At 64.7% G+C, this 17,558-nt stretch carries 19 protein-coding genes; 8 read left to right on the top strand and 11 right to left on the bottom strand.

Features of this window, described 5'->3' with window-relative positions; genetic code table 11:
• Positions 1 to 4: 4 nt before the first annotated feature.
• The 10 genes from ACUTR7_RS04570 to ACUTR7_RS04525 all read right to left on the bottom strand — a co-directional run bounded on the left by ACUTR7_RS04570 (position 5) and on the right by ACUTR7_RS04525 (position 8,978).
• Positions 5 to 1,321 carry a DEAD/DEAH box helicase gene (locus tag ACUTR7_RS04570; RefSeq protein ID WP_445608248.1) on the bottom strand — a complete coding sequence of 439 codons (1,317 nt, stop codon included), beginning with the start codon at positions 1,319 to 1,321 and terminating at the stop codon, positions 5 to 7.
• Between the two features lie 292 nt (positions 1,322 to 1,613).
• A complete protein-coding gene (locus ACUTR7_RS04565) occupies positions 1,614 to 2,126 on the bottom strand; it encodes a hypothetical protein (protein ID WP_445608247.1) in 513 nt (170 codons plus the stop codon).
• Complete coding sequence (locus ACUTR7_RS04560; protein ID WP_445608246.1) at positions 2,123 to 2,821, bottom strand: peptidoglycan recognition protein family protein; 699 nt, start codon at positions 2,819 to 2,821, stop codon at positions 2,123 to 2,125. The genes ACUTR7_RS04565 and ACUTR7_RS04560 overlap by 4 nt, the downstream gene beginning before the upstream one ends.
• Positions 2,822 to 3,024: 203 nt before the next feature.
• Positions 3,025 to 4,335: a citrate synthase gene (locus tag ACUTR7_RS04555; RefSeq protein WP_012204342.1), complete on the bottom strand. Its 1,311-nt coding sequence runs from the start codon at positions 4,333 to 4,335 to the stop codon at positions 3,025 to 3,027.
• A 25-nt stretch (positions 4,336 to 4,360) separates the two neighbouring features.
• Positions 4,361 to 4,660 (bottom strand): FAD assembly factor SdhE, encoded by a 300-nt coding sequence (locus ACUTR7_RS04550; protein ID WP_012204343.1) that lies wholly within the window; start codon positions 4,658 to 4,660, stop codon positions 4,361 to 4,363.
• Positions 4,660 to 5,364 carry a succinate dehydrogenase iron-sulfur subunit gene (locus ACUTR7_RS04545; protein ID WP_012204344.1) on the bottom strand — a complete coding sequence of 235 codons (705 nt, stop codon included), beginning with the start codon at positions 5,362 to 5,364 and terminating at the stop codon, positions 4,660 to 4,662. The genes ACUTR7_RS04550 and ACUTR7_RS04545 overlap by 1 nt, the downstream gene beginning before the upstream one ends.
• Before the next feature lie 27 nt (positions 5,365 to 5,391).
• Positions 5,392 to 7,197, bottom strand: a complete 1,806-nt coding sequence (gene sdhA, locus ACUTR7_RS04540) for a succinate dehydrogenase flavoprotein subunit (protein ID WP_012204345.1) — start codon at positions 7,195 to 7,197, stop codon at positions 5,392 to 5,394.
• Between the two features lie 33 nt (positions 7,198 to 7,230).
• Positions 7,231 to 7,596, bottom strand: coding sequence for a succinate dehydrogenase, hydrophobic membrane anchor protein (gene sdhD / locus ACUTR7_RS04535; protein ID WP_012204346.1), 366 nt, complete (start codon positions 7,594 to 7,596; stop codon positions 7,231 to 7,233).
• Positions 7,597 to 7,632: 36 nt separating this feature from the next.
• Positions 7,633 to 8,055: a succinate dehydrogenase, cytochrome b556 subunit gene (sdhC, locus tag ACUTR7_RS04530; RefSeq protein ID WP_012204347.1), complete on the bottom strand. Its 423-nt coding sequence runs from the start codon at positions 8,053 to 8,055 to the stop codon at positions 7,633 to 7,635.
• Positions 8,056 to 8,189: 134 nt separating this feature from the next.
• The gene (locus tag ACUTR7_RS04525; RefSeq protein ID WP_445608245.1) at positions 8,190 to 8,978 is read right to left on the bottom strand and encodes a GntR family transcriptional regulator; all 789 of its coding nucleotides are present in this window, start codon (positions 8,976 to 8,978) and stop codon (positions 8,190 to 8,192) included.
• A 218-nt stretch (positions 8,979 to 9,196) separates the two neighbouring features.
• Between ACUTR7_RS04525 and ACUTR7_RS04520 the strand changes: the two genes are divergently transcribed.
• The 7 genes from ACUTR7_RS04520 (at position 9,197) to ACUTR7_RS04490 (ending at position 16,001) form a co-directional block, all read left to right on the top strand.
• Positions 9,197 to 10,183 carry a malate dehydrogenase gene (locus ACUTR7_RS04520; RefSeq protein ID WP_013803435.1) on the top strand — a complete coding sequence of 329 codons (987 nt, stop codon included), beginning with the start codon at positions 9,197 to 9,199 and terminating at the stop codon, positions 10,181 to 10,183.
• A 14-nt stretch (positions 10,184 to 10,197) separates the two neighbouring features.
• Positions 10,198 to 11,004, top strand: a complete 807-nt coding sequence (gene tam, locus ACUTR7_RS04515; RefSeq protein WP_013803434.1) for a trans-aconitate 2-methyltransferase — start codon at positions 10,198 to 10,200, stop codon at positions 11,002 to 11,004.
• Positions 11,001 to 12,020 carry an HpcH/HpaI aldolase/citrate lyase family protein gene (locus ACUTR7_RS04510; protein ID WP_012204351.1) on the top strand — a complete coding sequence of 340 codons (1,020 nt, stop codon included), beginning with the start codon at positions 11,001 to 11,003 and terminating at the stop codon, positions 12,018 to 12,020. The genes tam and ACUTR7_RS04510 overlap by 4 nt, the downstream gene beginning before the upstream one ends.
• A gap of 31 nt (positions 12,021 to 12,051) precedes the next feature.
• Entirely contained in the window at positions 12,052 to 12,639 is a 588-nt protein-coding gene (locus ACUTR7_RS04505; protein WP_445608244.1) for a hypothetical protein, read from the top strand.
• A 63-nt stretch (positions 12,640 to 12,702) separates the two neighbouring features.
• A complete protein-coding gene (acnB, locus tag ACUTR7_RS04500; RefSeq protein WP_012204353.1) occupies positions 12,703 to 15,294 on the top strand; it encodes a bifunctional aconitate hydratase 2/2-methylisocitrate dehydratase in 2,592 nt (863 codons plus the stop codon).
• 147 nt (positions 15,295 to 15,441) lie between these two features.
• Entirely contained in the window at positions 15,442 to 15,693 is a 252-nt protein-coding gene (locus ACUTR7_RS04495) for an antitoxin (protein ID WP_012204354.1), read from the top strand.
• On the top strand, positions 15,690 to 16,001 hold the full coding sequence (locus ACUTR7_RS04490; protein WP_183021037.1) for a type II toxin-antitoxin system RelE/ParE family toxin: 312 nt from the start codon (positions 15,690 to 15,692) through the stop codon (positions 15,999 to 16,001). The genes ACUTR7_RS04495 and ACUTR7_RS04490 overlap by 4 nt, the downstream gene beginning before the upstream one ends.
• 60 nt (positions 16,002 to 16,061) lie before the next feature.
• Here ACUTR7_RS04490 and ACUTR7_RS04485 read toward each other — a convergent pair whose 3' ends face one another.
• Positions 16,062 to 16,880, bottom strand: a complete 819-nt coding sequence (locus ACUTR7_RS04485; protein WP_445608243.1) for a helix-turn-helix domain-containing protein — start codon at positions 16,878 to 16,880, stop codon at positions 16,062 to 16,064.
• Between the two features lie 131 nt (positions 16,881 to 17,011).
• Here ACUTR7_RS04485 and ACUTR7_RS04480 point away from each other — a divergent pair, with 131 nt between their 5' ends.
• Positions 17,012 to 17,437 carry a hypothetical protein gene (locus ACUTR7_RS04480; RefSeq protein ID WP_445608242.1) on the top strand — a complete coding sequence of 142 codons (426 nt, stop codon included), beginning with the start codon at positions 17,012 to 17,014 and terminating at the stop codon, positions 17,435 to 17,437.
• Positions 17,438 to 17,558 lie beyond the last annotated feature (121 nt).

The raw sequence follows: 17,558 nt of genomic DNA, 5'->3' as shown, positions 1-17,558 counted from the left end.
ACGCTCAGTTCTTTTTTGCGGTCTCGGCTGCTTCGGCGGCCGCGGCACGCAGCTTGTCTTTTTTGCTTGGGCGGCGGCCCTTGATGCCGCCGTTGCCGTCCTGGGCCACCGGAGGCGGCGGCACGGGCTCGGTGGGCTCGAAGCCCGGCAGCTGCTCCAGTTCAAGGTCCAGCTGGTTGCGCTTGCAGATCAGCGCCCAGTGCGCCTGGTCGGCCGGCGTCACGAAGCTGATGGCCGTGCCGTCCTCGCCCGCGCGGCCCGTGCGGCCGATGCGGTGCACATAGTCGGTGGCCGAGCGCGGCAGGTCGTAGTTGACGACCAGGGGCAGCTGGGTGATGTCGATGCCGCGCGCCGCCAGGTCGGTGGTGATCATCACCTGCCAGCGCTTGGCCTTGAAGTCGGCCAGCGCTTCCTTGCGTGCGCCCTGGCTCAGGTCGCCATGGAAGGCCGTGGCGAAGATGCCGGCCTTGTAGAGCTTTTCAGCCACCAGTTCGGCCGTGTGGCGCGTGGCCACGAAGACCAGGGCACGTTCGAGCGTGACAGGGTCGGTGCCCGCAGCGGTGTCGCCCTGCACCAGCTGGCGCAGCAATTGCGTGCGGCGCGCACGGTCCACGGCAATGGCGCGCTGGGTGATGCTTTGCGGGCTGGCGGCATCCTGGCCTTCGGCGGCATCGACGCGGGCCTGAACGGGATCGTGCAGCAGGCCCGTGGCCAGCGATTGCACGGCATCGGGATAGGTGGCTGAGAACAGCAGGGTCTGGCGTTGCTTCGGCAGCAGGGCCAGCACGCGTTGCAGCTCTTCCTGAAAGCCCAGGTCCAGCAGGCGGTCGGCCTCGTCCAGCACCAGGTGGCGCACGGCGGACAGGCGCACTGCGTTGTGCTCCACCAGGTCCAGCAGGCGGCCCGGCGTGGCCACCAGGAAATCGGCACTGCCGCGCAGCATCATCATCTGCGGGTTGATGGACACGCCGCCATAGACCACGCCGATGCGCGGCGGCTGCTTGAGCGCGCGGCCCAGGTCGGACAGCGTCTCGCCCACCTGCTGGGCCAGCTCGCGCGTGGGCACCACGATCAGCGTGGTCAGGGTTCGCACAAAGCCGCCCTGGACACCCTGGGCCTTGCCGCCATCCATCCAGCGCTGCAGCAGCGGCAGCAGGTAGGCGGCCGTCTTGCCCGAGCCCGTGGGCGCACAGGCCCAGAGGTCGCGGCCCGCAAGCACGGGGGCGATGGACTGGGTCTGTATGGGCGTGGGATCGACCAGGCCCAGGTCTTGGAGGCTGGAGACCAGCGCCGGGCTCAGGCCAAGGGAGGCAAAGTTCATGGTGTGCAGGGAGTGGCTGGGGCCGGAACCCCGGCGCAAGAAAGGGCCGGCCACGAGGGCCGGGGGGGCATTGTCGGCGAAACCGCGCCGCTGCGTGAAGCAGGGGGCTTGGCCCTGGCTCTCAGGCCAGGCGGCGCGGCCGGCCAGCAGGTCGTTCACCAGGCCGCCTGCCGTTGCAGCCGGGTCGGTGGCGCGTGCCTGAGCGGCAATCTGGCATCGGCCGCACGAAGCGTTGAGTAAAGCGTCAGAGCCATTGCCAAAACCGGCGCGCAAGAGAAGACCAGACCGTGACTCAAGGCGGGAGCCGGCCCAGCCTCTTCAGCTCCTTGAGCCGCCTTTCCGTGGCGCGGTCCAAGGCGTCTTGCAGCAGGTGCATCTTGCGTTTGTTGCAAGGAGCGCAGTCGTAGTAGCGTGAGGGCACTCCAAGGGGCTCAAGCTTCCTGTTCGCCTCGAAGATTCTGATTCGCCCTGTTGGCTCGATATCCATGACGATGATCTTTCCGCTCTTGAACGTGACGGACGCACCTCCGGAGCATCCGGATCTATCCATGTTTTCTTCGCTGAAATAGGCTTTTTCCGAAATTCGGCGTATATGCTGCAATGCATATCGCACATCCTCCTCGGTCAGGATCACATCGTCGCAATCGAGCCATTTTTTATCCTCCCAAGGGGGGTTGCTTGATGAGGGGGCGAAGATATTGATTTTCTGGATGTTCTTTGCAGAATACCGGGCGTCAGCAGCATGAATCGGCGAGGCCATGACCATCGCTGAAGTTATTGCCCAAAAAAATTGGTGGTACTTCATGGTGTGTTCGTAGGAAGGTTCCAGTTTGCACCTTCTGCTTCGGTCAGATTTTTCCAACTTACCTCGGGATGTTTGAAGACTTCACCGGGCGACAGTTGCATGGAGTCCTGCAGTGCTTCAACAAGCCATGTCAGTGACCGGTTCTGAGCTTGGGTCGGGGCGGGATAGAGGCCGCGCTCTCCTCGCAATCTCTCGGGGGGCAAATCCGCTTCGTTGGAGGAAGGTTTGAACCCCTTCGGCAGCTCCGCTCGGCCGACCATCTCGATACCTATGGCCTCCATATTGCTCGGATAGCGTTCACCAGGAGCCTTCAGCATCTCGATGCGGTGTACCCCCTTTGCCTTCAGTCCTTCATAGTCCCTGGCCTTGCATTTCCCCACAAGCAGGCATCTCGCCTTCAGCGGGCCCACATGGTTGGCACGCTGATAGATGGCAGCAGTCTGGTAGATGGTGCCGTCCTTGTCGATCAGGAAGTGCGCCCCATTGGCCTTCGGGTTCCTGTAGCTGTTGAGCGAAGACTGGGCCGTGTTGGCATCGGTCTGATGCACGACGATGCCGGTGATGGCGGCGGTCCGCTTTCCTCTCTCGATGGCGGGGCTGCGCGCATTCTTGACGCGCGCATGGATGAGCATTCCGTCCTTGTTGATTTCGACAAGCATGTGAGTCCCGGGGTTGCGTTGAATGGCAGCGGGCATTGCGCTGCGGCTCCATCCCGTTTGAGGGAGGGTCAACGGCCACCTTAAGGTGGATAGGCTCAATCAATGGGCATGCCACGATAGGGAAAATGGTGTTCCTAGGACTGGTGCGGCCTTCTGGAGCGGTGGGCTCGCAAATGAAAAAAGCCCCATGCAAAGGCATGGGGCTTTTGGGTGCCGGGCCGCTAGGCCCGGACCTGCGATCAGCGCTGGCCGATCGGCTTGACGTCGCGGGACACGGAGCCCGTGAACAGCTGGCGGGGACGGCCGATCTTGTACTCGGGGTCGGCCATCTGCTCGTTGAGCTGGGCGATCCAGCCCACGGTGCGGGCCAGGGCGAAGATGCCGGTGAACAGGTTCACGGGCACGCCGATGGCGCGCTGCACGATGCCGGAGTAGAAGTCCACGTTCGGGTAGAGCTTGCGCTGCACGAAGTAGTCGTCTTCCAGGGCGATCTTCTCGACTTCCTTGGCCAGGGCGAACAGGGGGTCTTTTTCCAGGCCCAGTTCGGCCAGCACTTCATTGCAGGTTTCCTGCATGAGCTTGGCGCGGGGGTCGTAGTTCTTGTAGACGCGGTGGCCGAAGCCCATCAGCTTGACGCCGCTGTTCTTGTCCTTGACCTGTTCCATGAACTCGCCGACCTTGGCAACGCCGCCGTTGGCCTGCAGGTATTCCAGCATGTTCAGGCAGGCTTCGTTGGCGCCGCCGTGGGCAGGGCCCCACAGGCAGGCCACGCCGGCCGAGATGGCGGCGAAGGGGTTGGTGCCCGACGAGCCGCACAGGCGCACGGTGGAGGTGGAGGCGTTTTGCTCGTGGTCTGCGTGCAGGATGAAGATGCGGTCCAGCGCGCGCTCGACCACGGGGTTCACCTTGAACTCCTCGCAGGGGTTGCCGAACATCATGCGCATGAAGTTGCCGGCGTAGCTCAGGTCGTTCTTGGGGTACATGTACGGCGCACCGATGCCGTACTTGTAGGCCATGGAGACCAGCGTGGGCATCTTGGCGATCAGGCGGATCGCGGCGATGTCGCGGTGCTCGGCGTTGTTGATGTCCATGTTGTCGTGGTAGAAGGCCGACATGCCGCCGACCAGACCCGTCAGGACGGCCATGGGGTGGGCGTCACGGCGGAAACCACGCAGGAAGAACTGCATCTGCTCGTTGACCATGGTGTGCTTGGTCACGCGCTCGACGAAGTCGGCCTTCTCGGACTCGTTGGGCAGCTCGCCGTACAGCAGCAGGTAACAGGTCTCGAGGTAGTCGCAGTTCTTGGCCAGCTGCTCGATGGGGTAGCCGCGGTACAGCAGCTCGCCCTTGTCGCCATCGATGTAGGTGATGGCGGATTGGCACGAGGCGGTAGAGAGGAAGCCCGGGTCATAGGTGAACATGCCGGTCTGCGCGTACAGCTTGCGGATGTCCACCACGTCGGGACCGACGTTGCCCTGGTAGACGGGCAGCTCGACGCTGGGAGCGCCGTTGCTGAATGACAGCGTTGCTTTGTTGTCTGCGAGTTTCATTTCCAAACTTCCTTCTCTAGATTGCCTAGCCTACTAGCGGGAGAGAACCGGGCTTGCGCTTGCGCACCAGTTCCAGAACTTCCCTGATTTCTTGGGTATCGAGTTCACCTTCAGGCTCCTTGCGGCGCAAGAAGAGGTCCATCAGGTCGTTGTCTGCCAGGTCCATCAAGGCAGACAGACCGCTCGCGTGTCTCCGCGTGAGCTGGTCTCCGTAGGTGGCGAAGAACTGCGCGATGAACAGGTCGTTCTCGACCAGGCCACGCCGGCAGCGCCAGCGCAGCAGGTCTCGCTCGCGTTCGTCGAGCAGAGTATTCGTCATGGTCATCAGATGGCCCGGCGGACCATCAGTTCCTTGATCTTGCCAATGGCCTGCGTGGGGTTCAGGTGCTTGGGGCACACGTCCACGCAGTTCATGATGGTGTGGCAACGGAAGAGGCGGTACGGATCTTCCAGGTTGTCAAGGCGGTCACCCGTGGCCTCGTCGCGGCTGTCCGCGATGAAGCGGTAGGCCTGCAGCAGGCCGGCCGGGCCCACGAACTTGTCGGGGTTCCACCAGAAGCTGGGGCAGCTGGTGGAGCAGCTGGCGCACAGAATGCACTCGTACAGGCCGTTGAGCTCTTCGCGCTCTTCAGGCGACTGCAGGCGTTCCTTGGTGGGAGACGCGAAGCTGTCGTTCTGCAGGTACGGCTTGATCGAGTGGTACTGCTTGAAGAACTGCGTCATGTCCACGATCAGGTCGCGGATCACGGGCAGGCCGGGCAGGGGCTTGAGAACGATGTCGCCCTGCAGGGTCTTCATGTTCGTCAGGCAGGCCAGGCCGTTCTTGCCATTGATGTTCATCGCGTCCGAGCCGCACACGCCTTCGCGGCAGGAGCGGCGGAACGAGATGGAGGGGTCCATCTCCTTGAGCTTGACCAGGGCGTCCAGCAGCATGCGCTCGTGGCCGTCCAGCTCGACCTCGACGGTCTGCATGTAGGGCTTGGCATCCTTGTCCGGGTCGTAGCGGTAGATCTTGAAAGTGCGCTTCATTTGTCTGTTCTCTCGTGGGCTGCTGGATTAGAACGTGCGGACCTTGGGCGGCACGCTGTCCACCGTGAGGGGCTTCAGGTTCACGGGCTTGTAGTCCAGGCTGTTGGTGGCGCTGTACCACAGGGTGTGCTTGAGCCATTCCTTGTCATTGCGGCCCAGCGGGAACTCGGCGTGGTCGGCAGGATGCTCGTAGTCGTACACGGTGTGGGCGCCGCGGCATTCGTGGCGGGCAGCGGCCGAGATCATGGTGGCCTGGGCCACTTCGATCAGGTTGTCCACTTCCAGCGCTTCCATGCGGGCGGTGTTCCAGACCTTGGACTTGTCCTTGAGGGTCACGGAGCCCACGCGTTCGCGGATGGCGTTGATCTTGACTTCGCCTTCGTCCATGCTCTTTTGCGTGCGGAACACGCCGGCATGCTGCTGCATGGTGGCGCGGATGTCGCCAGCCAGGTCCTGGGCGTAGGTGCCTTCCTTGGAGTCGTCGAGCTGGTTCAGGCGCGTGAGCGTGCGCTCGGAGCCATCGGCCGGCACGGCCTTGTGGTCGCCGAAGCCGTTGACGAACTGCACGATGTGCTTGCCGGCCGATTTGCCGAAGACCAGCAGGTCCAGCAGCGAGTTCGTGCCCAGGCGGTTGGCGCCGTGCACCGACACGCAGGAGCATTCGCCCACGGCATAGAGGCCATTGACCACGTTGTTCTGCTGGCCGTCCCACACCACGACCTGGCCGTTGATGTTGGTGGGAATGCCGCCCATCTGGTAGTGGATGGTGGGCACCACGGGAATCGGTTCCTTGGTGATGTCCACGTTGGCGAAGTTGTGGCCGATCTCTTCCACCGAAGGCAGGCGCTTGCGGATGGTGTCTGCACCCAGGTGGTCCAGCTTCATCAGGATGTAGTCCTTGTTGGGACCACAGCCACGGCCTTCCTTGATTTCCTGGTCCATGGAGCGGGACACGAAGTCACGCGGTGCCAGATCCTTCAGCGTGGGAGCGTAGCGCTCCATGAAGCGTTCACCTTCGCTGTTGAGCAGGATGGCGCCTTCGCCACGGCAGCCTTCGGTCAGCAGCACGCCCGCGCCGGCCACGCCGGTGGGGTGGAACTGCCAGAACTCCATGTCCTGCAGCGGGATGCCTGCGCGTGCAGCCATGCCCAGGCCGTCGCCGGTGTTGATGAAGGCATTGGTCGATGCCTGGAAGATGCGGCCTGCGCCACCCGTGGCCAGCAGCACGGCCTTGGCGTGCAGCTCGTACAGGTCGCCGGTTTCCAGTTCGATGGCGGTCACGCCGACCACGTCGCCCTGGGTGTTGCGGATCAGGTCCAGCGCCATCCACTCCACGAAGAAGTTGGTCTTGGACTTGACGTTCTGCTGGTACAGCGTGTGCAGCATGGCGTGGCCGGTACGGTCGGCCGCGGCGCAGGCGCGCTGCACGGGCTTTTCACCGTAGTTGGCCGTGTGGCCGCCGAAGGGGCGCTGGTAGATGGTGCCGTCGGGGTTGCGGTCGAACGGCATGCCGAAGTGTTCCAGCTCGATCACGACGTTGGGCGCTTCGCGGCACATGAACTCGATGGCATCCTGGTCGCCGAGCCAGTCGGAGCCCTTGATGGTGTCGTAGAAGTGGTAGTGCCAGTTGTCTTCGCTCATGTTGCCCAGCGAAGCGGACACGCCGCCCTGCGCAGCCACGGTGTGCGAGCGCGTGGGGAAGACCTTGGACAGCGAGGCCACGGACAGGCCGGCGCGCGACAGTTCCAGCGCGGCACGCAGGCCGGAGCCGCCAGCGCCGACGATGACGACGTCAAACTTGCGCTTGGTGATGTTTGCTTTGGAGTAGCTCATTCTTAACCTTCAATCGTGGAGACCGCGTCTCTATCAGATACGCCACAGGATCTGGATGCCCCAGCCGGCGCAGCCGACCAGCCAGACCAGGGTGAAAACGTTCAGCACCAGGCGCAGGCCCACGGGCTTGACGTAGTCCATCCAGATGTCGCGCACGCCGACCCAGACGTGCCAGGCCAGCGAGACGATCACGGCGAAGGTCAGGAACTTCATCCACTGCGGGGCAAAGATGCCGGCCCACAGGTCATAGCCGACGGAGCCGGTGCTGAAGATCAGCTTGGCCAGCAGCACGATGGTGAACAGTGCCATCAGCACGCCGGTGACGCGCTGCACCATCCAGTCGCGGATGCCGTAGTGCGCACCGACCACGGTGCGCTTGGAGCCGTAATTCACGGACATGGTTCTTTTTCCTTATCGTGAGGGAGAGATCGTGAATCAGTACAGGCCGAACAGCTTGGCACCCAGGATCAGGGTCAGGCCAACGCTCAGGACCAGCACCACCAGGGCCGAGGACTTGCCGAACTGCTTGTTGACGGCGTGGTGGTTCACATCCATGAACAGGTGGCGGACGCCGGCGCAAAAGTGGTGCAGGTAGGCCCAGATCAATGCCAGGCACACGAGCTTGAGGAACCATCCGAAGGGACCCGCGAAAACCGAGGTGAAGCCGTCGAAGGAGATCTCCGAAGTCAGCGACATGTCCATCATCCACAGGATGAAAGGCAGCAGGATGAACATCAGCAGGCCGCTGATGCGGTGCAGGATGGACACGATGCCGGCCGGCGGCAACCGGTAGGTGGGGAGGTCCTTGAAGAAGTTGATGTTGCGGAACTCTGGCCGCTTTTTGGCTTGCTCAGTCATGGCAGGGTACTTTCGTGGATGTAACTGCTTCGTAATCGCTCAGGGGCGGCGATGCAAAATTCTATTGCAATGCAATAAAAACAGCTTTGCTGGGAATTGCGTATTTTCGCCCGCTTCTCTGGGGAACGGATCGTTCAGCTCAGCGCGTTGCGGTAGTGATGGGTGTCGGTGCGGTACAGGCCACGGCGTAACTCCATGGGAACATCGTTGTATGTGTAAGCGGTGCGCTCCACGCTCAGCAGGGGCGTGGTGCTGGGGACATCCAGCAGCAGGGCCTGTTCTGCCTCGGGCAGGACGGCGCGGATCTTTTCGTCGGCGCGCACCATGCGCACACCGTAGTCCAGCTCGAACATGGCGTAGGTGGGGCCCTGGTAGGCGGACATCTGCTGGGCGGTCAGGCCCTTGAAGGCGTGGCCCGGCAGCCAGATGTCTTCCAAAATGGTCGGGATTGCGGAAAACGACAGCACGCGGCGCACATGCATCACGGCATCGCCGCTGCGCAGCGCCAGGCCGCGCGCCACGTCCGCCGATGCGCGCAGGCGCCGGCAGTCGATGATGCGGCGCTCGGCACGGCCCTCGCCCTGCTGGTCGCCTCCGTCGGGCTGCAGCTTGAGAAAGCGGTACTGCACATGCTGGGCCGCGTGGGTGGCCACGAAGGTGCCCTTGCCCTGGCGGCGCATCACCAGGTTCTCCGCGGCCAGCTCGTCGATGGCCTTGCGCACCGTGCCCTGGCTCACGCGAAAGCGCGCGGCCAGCTCCATTTCGCTGGGAATCAGTTCGCCGGGCCGCCACTCGCCTGCTTCAAGGCTTTGCAGTATCAGTCCCTTGATCTGCTGATACAAAGGGCTGAAGGCCGGGGTCGATGCGCCCGCGCCGATGGTGGGAGCGGCGTTGTCTGAGGCGAGGGGAGGCAGGACTGGCATGGAAAAGTTCGGGGTGGGGAGGCTCCCGGCGACGCAGATGAAAGACTTGGAAACAGACGTCGATCATATCTTATATAAGACATAAGACAAATTGACCGGGCTTCGAAATCGGGAGTACACTTTCGCGTTGTTTGCGGAGCACGGGCTGCTGGTTTCTGACGCTGGTGCGACCTGGCGCCGATAACACCTGATTTTTTCCCCATCCCTGGAGTTTCATCATGAGCAAGAAGCCCGTTCGTGTCGCCGTCACCGGTGCCGCCGGTCAAATTGGTTACGCCCTGCTGTTCCGCATCGCCTCCGGCGAAATGCTGGGTAAGGACCAGCCCGTCATTCTGCAACTGCTGGAGATTCCCGACGAGAAGGCCCAGAACGCGCTCAAGGGCGTGATCATGGAACTCGAAGACTGCGCCTTCCCCCTGCTGGCCGGCATCGAAGCCCACTCCGACCCCCTGCAAGCCTTCAAGGACACCGACTACGCCCTGCTGGTCGGCGCGCGTCCCCGCGGCCCCGGCATGGAACGTGCCGACCTGCTGGCTGCCAACGCACAGATCTTCACGGCCCAGGGCAAGGCGCTGAACGCCGCTGCCTCGCGCAACGTGAAGGTGCTGGTCGTCGGCAACCCCGCCAACACCAACGCCTACATCGCCATGAAGTCGGCTCCGGACCTGCCGGCCAAGAACTTCACCGCCATGCTGCGCCTGGACCACAACCGCGCTGCCTCGCAGCTGGCTGCCAAGGCCGGCTTCAAGGTGGGCGACATCCGCAAGCTGACCGTCTGGGGCAACCACTCGCCCACGATGTACGCCGACTACCGCTTCGCCACCGTCAACGGTGAAAGCGTCAAGGCCAAGATCAACGACCAGGCCTGGAACAAGGACGTGTTCCTGCCCACCGTCGGCAAGCGTGGCGCCGCCATCATTGCCGCTCGTGGCCTGTCCTCCGCTGCCTCGGCTGCCAACGCTGCCATCGACCACATGCGCGACTGGGCCCTGGGCTCGGGCGGCGAATGGGTCACCATGGGCGTGCCCTCCAACGGCGAATACGGCATCCCCGCCGGCATCGTCTTCGGCTTCCCGGTCACCACCGAGAACGGCGAATACAAGATCGTCGAAGGCCTGGAAATCGACGCCTTCTCGCAAGAGTGCATCGACAAGACCCTGGCCGAGCTGCAAGGCGAACAGGACGGCGTCAAGCACCTGCTGTAAGCCGCCGGCAAGCCATGCTCGACTGGAATCCCGCGCTTTACCTGCGTTTCGCCAATGAGCGTACGCGCCCCGCAGCCGAGCTGCTGGCGCGTGTGCCCTTGGCCCAGGCCCGCCATGTGGTGGACCTGGGATGCGGGCCGGGCAATTCCACCGAGCTGCTTGCACAGCGCTATGCCGGTGCCACGATCACCGGCATAGACAATTCCCAGGCGATGCTGGCCACCGCGCGCCAGCATCTGCCTGAGGCCCGCTTCGCGCTGGCCGACATTGCTTCCTGGACGCCCGCCCCCGGCGAGAGCGCTCCCGACCTGATTTATGCCAATGCCTCCCTCCAGTGGGTGGGGGAGCATGAAACGCTGATACCCCGCCTGTTCGCCCAACTGGCGCCAGGGGGCGTGCTGGCGATACAGATGCCCGACAACCGGCAGGAAGCCACGCACCGCGTGATGCGCGAGATCGCCAGCCTGCCCAAGTTTGCCGCCTACATCGGCGATGCCGCCAAGGTGCGGGCCGACATCCTGCCCATCCGCAGCTACTACGACCTGCTGGCCGGTCCGCAGGAGCAGGCCGGCGTCGAGGCCGGCGCCGTCGATGTCTGGCACACCGTCTACCAGCATCCGATGGACTCGGCCGGCGCCATCGTCCAGTGGCTGCGCGGCACCGGCCTCAAGCCCTTCGTCGAAGGGCTGCCCGAAGCCCTGCAGGCCGACTTCCTCACCGAATACGAAAACCGCGTGGACGCCGCCTACGGCGTGCGCGCCGACGGCCGGCGCCTGCTGGCCTTCCCCCGCCTGTTCATCGTCGCCCAGCGCAAGCCATGACCGCCGCCACGTCCACACCCTCTCGCGCACACCCGGCCCAGGTGCTGCTCGATGCGCAGGGCGGTGCCCTGCACCTGCCCGTCTGTGACCACTACAGCGGCGTGGAAGTGCGCATGCGCAAGAGCCTGCAGCTGCAGGCCGAGATGATGGCCGAGTTCGGCACCTGCGTCTTCGACGTCACGCTGGACTGCGAGGATGGCGCCCCCGTGGGCCAGGAGGCGGCCCATGCGCGCCTGGTGGCCTCGCTGGCGCGCGATGCCGCGCCCGGTGCCCGCGTGGCTGCGCGCGTGCATGCCGTGGACCACGCCAGCTTCGCGCAGGACCTGGACATCATCGTCGGCGAGGCCGGCGACCGCCTGTGCCACCTCATGCTGCCCAAGGTGGAAAGCGTGGACGACGTGCTGCTGGCCGAGCGGCATCTGGGTCGCCTGGGCTGCCGCGAACTGCCGCTGCATGTGCTCATCGAGTCGCCCGCCGCCGTGCACCGTGCCTTCGACATCGCCGCGCACCCGCGCGTGCAGAGCATTTCCTTCGGCCTGATGGACTTCGTCTCGGCCCATGGCGGTGCGATTCCTGCCTCGGCCATGGGCTCGGCCGGCCAGTTCGACCATCCGCTGGTCGTGCGTGCCAAGCTGGAGATCGCAGCCGCCTGCCACGCGCACGGCAAGGTGCCTTCGCACTGCGTGGTCACCGAATTCAGGAATCCACAGGCGCTGCAGGCCGCTGCCACACAGGCGTCACGGCGGCTCGGCTATACCCGCATGTGGAGCATCCACCCGGACCAGATCCGCCCCATCCTCGCCGCCTTCGCGCCCCAGGCCGACGAAGTGGCGCAGGCCGCACAAATACTTACCGCCGCCGAGGCCGCCGATTGGGCGCCCGTCAGCGTGGATGGTGTATTACATGACCGGGCGAGCTACCGCTATTTCTGGCAGTTGCTCACACGTGCCCACCAGACCGGCCAGGCGCTGCCCCCACAGGTGCAGCCCTGGTTTGCATCAGAATCACTTGCTTAGCCCACACCGGGAATTTGCAGGAGCCCAACGTATGAAGACAGCTATCGCCTCCATCCTGATCGCAGCCCCCTTGCTGGCCATGGGCCTGGGTGCCAGCGCCGCCGAGCCCGCCACCGCAAAGAAGGCACCGGCCAAGGCCGCTGCCAAGCCTGCGGCCAAGAAGGGCCCCGCCAAGAAGGCCACCACGGCCAAGGCCGCTGCCGGCGCTGCCGCCGTCGGCGGTGCGGCCGCCGTCGCAACTGCTGCCCAACAGCCGCTGTCCGCCGAAGACCTGGCCATTTCCGAGCGCGTGCACACCGGCCGCATCCCCTGCGAGCTGGGCGCCTTCGTCAATGTGACGGCCGACCAGGCCAACCCGGGTTACTTCAACATCGACGGCAAGGGCTTCAAGTACCACATGTCGCCCGTGAAGACCTCGACCGGCACCGTGCGTCTGGAAGACAAGCATGCCGGCGCCGTCTGGCTGCAGATCGCCAACAAATCGATGCTCATGAACCAGAAGGTCGGCCAGCGCCTGGCCGACGAATGCATGAGCCCCGATCAGCTTCAGGTGGCCGAGGCCATCAAGAAGAACCCGCCTCCCAGCCTGCTGGAAGCGCCCAAGCCCGCCGGCCAGTAATCCAGGCCCGGACCTGAGCGTCCCGCAAGCAGCCCCACTTTAGAAAACCATGGAGAGAGAATCATGTTGAAAGCCTACCGTGACCACGTGGCCGAACGCGCCGCGCTCGGTATCCCCCCGCTGCCGCTGGAAGCCAAGCAGGTTGCCGAACTGATCGAGCTGATCAAGAACCCGCCCGCTGGCGAGGACGCCTTCCTGCTCGACCTGCTCACGCACCGCGTTCCTCCGGGCGTGGACGATGCCGCCAAGGTCAAGGCCAGCTTCCTGGCAGCCGTGGCCCACGGTGACATCCAGGTGGCTCTCATCTCCAAGGCCAAGGCCACCGAGCTGCTGGGCACCATGGTGGGTGGCTACAACGTGCATCCCCTGATCGAGCTGCTGGACGACGCCGAAGTCGCCGGCGTGGCCGCCGATGCGCTGAAGAAGACGCTGCTGATGTTCGACTTCTTCAACGACGTGGCCACCAAGGCCAAGGCCGGCAACGCCAAGGCCCAGGAAGTCATGAAGAGCTGGGCTGACGCCGAGTGGTTCACCTCGCGCCCCGAAGTGGACAAGAAGATCACCGTCACCGTCTTCAAGGTGCCCGGCGAGACCAACACCGACGACCTGTCGCCCGCGCCCGATGCCTGGAGCCGTCCGGACATCCCGCTGCACTACCTGGCCATGCTCAAGAACACCCGTCCCGACGCGGCCTTCAAGCCCGAGGAAGACGGCAAGCGCGGCCCGATGCAGTTCATCGACGACCTCAAGAAGAAGGGCCACCTGGTCGCCTACGTGGGCGACGTGGTCGGCACCGGCTCCTCGCGCAAGTCGGCCACCAACTCCATCGTCTGGGCCACGGGCCAGGACATCCCCTTCGTGCCCAACAAGCGCTTCGGTGGCGTGACCCTGGGCGGCAAGATCGCTCCCATCTTCTTCAACACGCAGGAAGATTCGGGCTCGCTGCCCATCGAAGTCGATGTCACCAAGCTGGAGATGGGCGACGTCATCGACGTGCTGCCCTATGACGGCAAGCTGGTCAAGAACGGCGAGACCGTCGCCGAGTTCCAGCTCAAGAGCGACGTGCTGTTCGACGAAGTGCGCGCCGGCGGCCGCATCAACCTGATCATCGGCCGTTCGCTGACCGCCAAGGCCCGCGAATTCCTGGGCCTGTCCGCATCCACCGTGTTCCGCCTGCCCCAGGCGCCCGCTGCTTCGAACGCCGGCTTCACGCTGGCCCAGAAGATGGTCGGCCGCGCCGTCGGCCTGCCGGAAGGCCAGGGCGTGCGCCCCGGTACCTACTGCGAGCCGCGCATGACCACCGTGGGTTCGCAGGACACCACCGGCCCCATGACCCGCGACGAGCTCAAGGACCTGGCCTGCCTGGGCTTCTCGGCCGACATGGTCATGCAGTCCTTCTGCCACACGGCTGCCTACCCCAAGCCCGTGGACGTCAAGACCCACCGCGAGCTGCCTGCCTTCATCAGCAACCGCGGCGGCGTGGCCCTGCGTCCCGGTGACGGCGTGATCCACTCCTGGCTCAACCGCCTGCTGCTGCCCGACACCGTGGGCACGGGCGGCGACTCGCACACGCGCTTCCCCATCGGCATCTCCTTCCCCGCAGGTTCCGGCCTGGTGGCCTTCGGCGCTGCCACGGGCGTGATGCCCCTGGACATGCCCGAGTCCGTGCTCGTGCGCTTCAAGGGCGAAATGCAGCCCGGCGTCACCCTGCGTGACCTCGTGCATGCCATTCCCCTGTACGCCATCAAGGCAGGCGCGCTGACCGTGGCCAAGGCTGGCAAGAAGAACATCTTCTCGGGCCGCATCCTGGAAATCGAAGGTCTGCCCGACCTGAAGGTGGAACAGGCCTTCGAGCTGTCCGACGCCTCGGCCGAGCGCTCGGCTGCCGGCTGCACGATCAAGCTCAACCCCGAGCCGATCAAGGAGTACCTGACCTCGAACATCGTTCTGATGAAGAACATGATCGCCGACGGCTACGCCGACGCCAAGACGCTGCAGCGCCGCATCGAGAAGGTCGAAGCCTGGCTGGCCAAGCCCGACCTGCTCGAAGCCGACAAGGACGCCGAATACGCTGCCGTGTTCGAGATCGACCTGGCCGACATCAAGGAACCCATCGTCTGCTGCCCCAACGATCCCGATGACGCCAAGTTCCTGTCCGAAGTGGCCGGCACCAAGATCGATGAAGCCTTCATCGGTTCGTGCATGACCAACATCGGCCACTTCCGCGCAGCAGCCAAGCTGCTGGGCGGCCAGCGCGACATCCCCGTCAAGCTGTGGGTGGCTCCGCCCACCAAGATGGACCAGAACGAGCTGATCAAGGAAGGCCACTACGCAGCCTTCGGCACGGCCGGTGCTCGCACCGAAATGCCGGGCTGCTCGCTGTGCATGGGCAACCAGGCCCAGGTCCGCGAAGGCGCGACGGTGATCTCCACCTCGACCCGCAACTTCCCCAACCGCCTGGGCAAGAACACCAACGTGTTCCTGGGCTCGGCCGAGTTGGCCGCCATCGCATCGCGCCTGGGCAAGCTGCCCACCAAGGAGGAATACCTCAAGGAAATGGGCGTGATCGATGCCGACAAGTCCAGCGTCTACCGCTACATGAACTTCGACCAGATCGAAGAGTACGCGGACGTGGCCAGGGGCGTGAGCGCCTGAGTCCGGCCTGATCCGGCTCCATGAGCAAAGCCCGCTTCGGCGGGCTTTGTCTTTTGCGATGGGTCTGTCTGGGCATCTGGCATGTCTGCAAGCATGCTTTTGAGCATGTGCTAACGTGGAAACCAAGTGAACCAGTGGAGCCTCGCCATGAGCCGCCTGACCATCGACATGACCCCGCAGCAGCACCAAAGCCTCCAGGCGTCTGCCGCGTTGCAGGGCAAAACGATCGAGCAATACACGCTTGAGCGGCTGTTTCCCGGCGACGCGGATGCCGGTCAGGCGTGGCAGGAACTGGCGGCCGTGCTGGGAGAGCGCATCAATGAAGGACTTGCTGGCAAGGTCTCCGGCAAGAGCATTGGCGAGATTCTTGATGAAGAGCTGGGCGAGGGGCGGCGTTGAGACATTACCGGCTCACCGCTGCGGCAGAGGCCGACCTGCGCGGCATCATCCGCCATACGCGCAGGCAATGGGGCGATGAACAGGTACGGCAATACATCAGTGCATTGGAGCGGGGGATTGCCGGCCTGGTGGCAGGAAAGGCAGGCGTCAAGGACCTCGGCGAAGTCTTCCCCGGCTTGCGCGTGGCTCGGTGCGAACATCACCATGTGTTTTGCCTGCTGCGCGAAGATGCGCCCGCCTTGGTGGTCGCCATACTGCACGAGCGCATGGATTTGATGGCGCGGCTTGCCGACAGGCTCAAGCCTTGAGGCGGCGCACGCGGGAGTCTCCGTTGGAGGCCCGCTTGGGTGGGCTTCCTGCCTTCTGGATCAATTCGCCTTCCTCAACCGCCCCAGCACCTCCTGCGTCTGCGCATCCGCCGGAAAGAACGACTCCACGGCCAGCTCCTGCAGGGTCACATCCACCGGCGTGCCGAAGATGGTGATGGTGCTGATGAAGTTCAGGCGGCCATGGTCGGTGTCCAGCGCGAAGGGCACGGCGATGTGGCTGGCAGGTGCTGCGCCGTGTGAGTCCGCTTCATCTTCCTTGACCGGATAGGCGGCAATCTCGTCGTGCAGCGCCTGCAACTGCGCATCCGACGTGGCGGCAATCTGCTGCTGCAGGCGGTGCAGCAGATGCGCTCGCCAATGGGCTGCATTGGCCAGGCGCGGGCCCAGGCCTTCGGGGTGCAGGCTCAGGCGCAGCACATTGACGGGCGGCTCCAGCAGCCAGGGCGCCACGCCGGCCAGCAGCAGCGGCACGATGGCGTTGGCGGCCACCAGGTTCCAGTGCCGGTCCACGGCCAGGGCCGGATTGGGTTCGTGGCCCTTGAGCACCAGGTCCACGGCCTGGCGCGCGGCGGCCAGGTCAGGGTGGTCCAGCGGCCGGGCCTGGTACATGGGCGCATAGCCAGCGGCCACCAGCAGGGCATTGCGCTCGCGCAGCGGCACGCCCAGGCGCTCCACCAGGCGCAGCACCATCTCGCGGCTGGGCTGGGCGCGGCCGGTTTCCACATAGCTCAGGTGGCGCGTGGAGATCTCGGCCTCCAGCGCCAGGCCCTGCTGGCTCAGGCGGCGGTGCTGGCGCCAGTGGCGCAGATGGTCGCCGAAGGGCGAGCGCGCGGACGGGGGATGGGCGGTGGAGGTCATGGCCCGCATCGTAGCGGCGGGGCCGGCGTGGCGGCCATGACCTGCGAGGTTATCGACCCTGTGCAGCCTGCGGCGGACCATGCAGTCCATGGCATGCACGGTGTGTGCCTGTTGCTCTCAAGGAGTTCGCCATGTCGATGTTCGCTTCCCCCCGTTTCCTGCCCCGCGTGATGTGGGCCGATGCTGCTTCCTGCGCCGCCTCGGGCGCCTTGCAACTGGTGGCGGGGCAGCCGCTGTCGGATGTGACGGGGTTGCCTCTGGCGCTGCTGCAGTCCACAGGCTGGTTTTTGCTGGGCTATGCGCTGCTGGCTGCGTGGATGGCGGCGCGCTCGCCTGTGCCGCGGCGGTTGATCGGGCTGGTGGTTGTGGGGAATTTGGGGTGGGCTGTGGGCTGTGTTGCGCTGTTGGCGTTTGGTGGGTTGGGGTTGTCTGCCTGGGGGGTGGCGTGGGTGTTGGCCCAGGCGCTGGTGGTTGTGGTGTTGGCTGAGTTGCAGTGGACTGGGTTGCGGCGCACGCGGGATGTGGCGGGTGCTGCACATGCCGTTGTTGCAGGGTAATAGGGCTGTATCTGACCCTGCCGGGTGGTGGTTTTTCGAGGCCGGGTCTCGGCCCGGCAGCCGACTGCCCTTTCTTGATTCGCCAAGAAAGGTCAGGTCAAAGAAGGCGACCCGGATGCCT

The sequence above is a fragment of the Delftia sp. NA_296.1 genome, assembly GCF_052692095.1.
The sequence above is the reverse complement of the archived record's forward strand: the minus strand, read 5'-3'. Positions and strand labels throughout refer to the sequence as shown.

What these genes read in the sequence shown, in the direction of transcription:
- ACUTR7_RS04570 (WP_445608248.1), bottom strand. Translation starts at nt 1,321, where the DNA reads ATGAACTTTGCCTCCCTTGGCCTGAGCCCGGCGCTGGTCTCCAGCCTC.
- ACUTR7_RS04565 (WP_445608247.1), bottom strand. Translation starts at nt 2,126, where the DNA reads ATGAAGTACCACCAATTTTTTTGGGCAATAACTTCAGCGATGGTCATG.
- ACUTR7_RS04560 (WP_445608246.1), bottom strand. Translation starts at nt 2,821, where the DNA reads ATGCCCGCTGCCATTCAACGCAACCCCGGGACTCACATGCTTGTCGAA.
- ACUTR7_RS04555 (WP_012204342.1), bottom strand. Translation starts at nt 4,335, where the DNA reads ATGAAACTCGCAGACAACAAAGCAACGCTGTCATTCAGCAACGGCGCT.
- ACUTR7_RS04550 (WP_012204343.1), bottom strand. Translation starts at nt 4,660, where the DNA reads ATGACCATGACGAATACTCTGCTCGACGAACGCGAGCGAGACCTGCTG.
- ACUTR7_RS04545 (WP_012204344.1), bottom strand. Translation starts at nt 5,364, where the DNA reads ATGAAGCGCACTTTCAAGATCTACCGCTACGACCCGGACAAGGATGCC.
- sdhA (WP_012204345.1), bottom strand. Translation starts at nt 7,197, where the DNA reads ATGAGCTACTCCAAAGCAAACATCACCAAGCGCAAGTTTGACGTCGTC.
- sdhD (WP_012204346.1), bottom strand. Translation starts at nt 7,596, where the DNA reads ATGTCCGTGAATTACGGCTCCAAGCGCACCGTGGTCGGTGCGCACTAC.
- sdhC (WP_012204347.1), bottom strand. Translation starts at nt 8,055, where the DNA reads ATGACTGAGCAAGCCAAAAAGCGGCCAGAGTTCCGCAACATCAACTTC.
- ACUTR7_RS04525 (WP_445608245.1), bottom strand. Translation starts at nt 8,978, where the DNA reads ATGCCAGTCCTGCCTCCCCTCGCCTCAGACAACGCCGCTCCCACCATC.
- ACUTR7_RS04520 (WP_013803435.1), top strand. Translation starts at nt 9,197, where the DNA reads ATGAGCAAGAAGCCCGTTCGTGTCGCCGTCACCGGTGCCGCCGGTCAA.
- tam (WP_013803434.1), top strand. Translation starts at nt 10,198, where the DNA reads ATGCTCGACTGGAATCCCGCGCTTTACCTGCGTTTCGCCAATGAGCGT.
- ACUTR7_RS04510 (WP_012204351.1), top strand. Translation starts at nt 11,001, where the DNA reads ATGACCGCCGCCACGTCCACACCCTCTCGCGCACACCCGGCCCAGGTG.
- ACUTR7_RS04505 (WP_445608244.1), top strand. Translation starts at nt 12,052, where the DNA reads ATGAAGACAGCTATCGCCTCCATCCTGATCGCAGCCCCCTTGCTGGCC.
- acnB (WP_012204353.1), top strand. Translation starts at nt 12,703, where the DNA reads ATGTTGAAAGCCTACCGTGACCACGTGGCCGAACGCGCCGCGCTCGGT.
- ACUTR7_RS04495 (WP_012204354.1), top strand. Translation starts at nt 15,442, where the DNA reads ATGAGCCGCCTGACCATCGACATGACCCCGCAGCAGCACCAAAGCCTC.
- ACUTR7_RS04485 (WP_445608243.1), bottom strand. Translation starts at nt 16,880, where the DNA reads ATGACCTCCACCGCCCATCCCCCGTCCGCGCGCTCGCCCTTCGGCGAC.
- ACUTR7_RS04480 (WP_445608242.1), top strand. Translation starts at nt 17,012, where the DNA reads ATGTCGATGTTCGCTTCCCCCCGTTTCCTGCCCCGCGTGATGTGGGCC.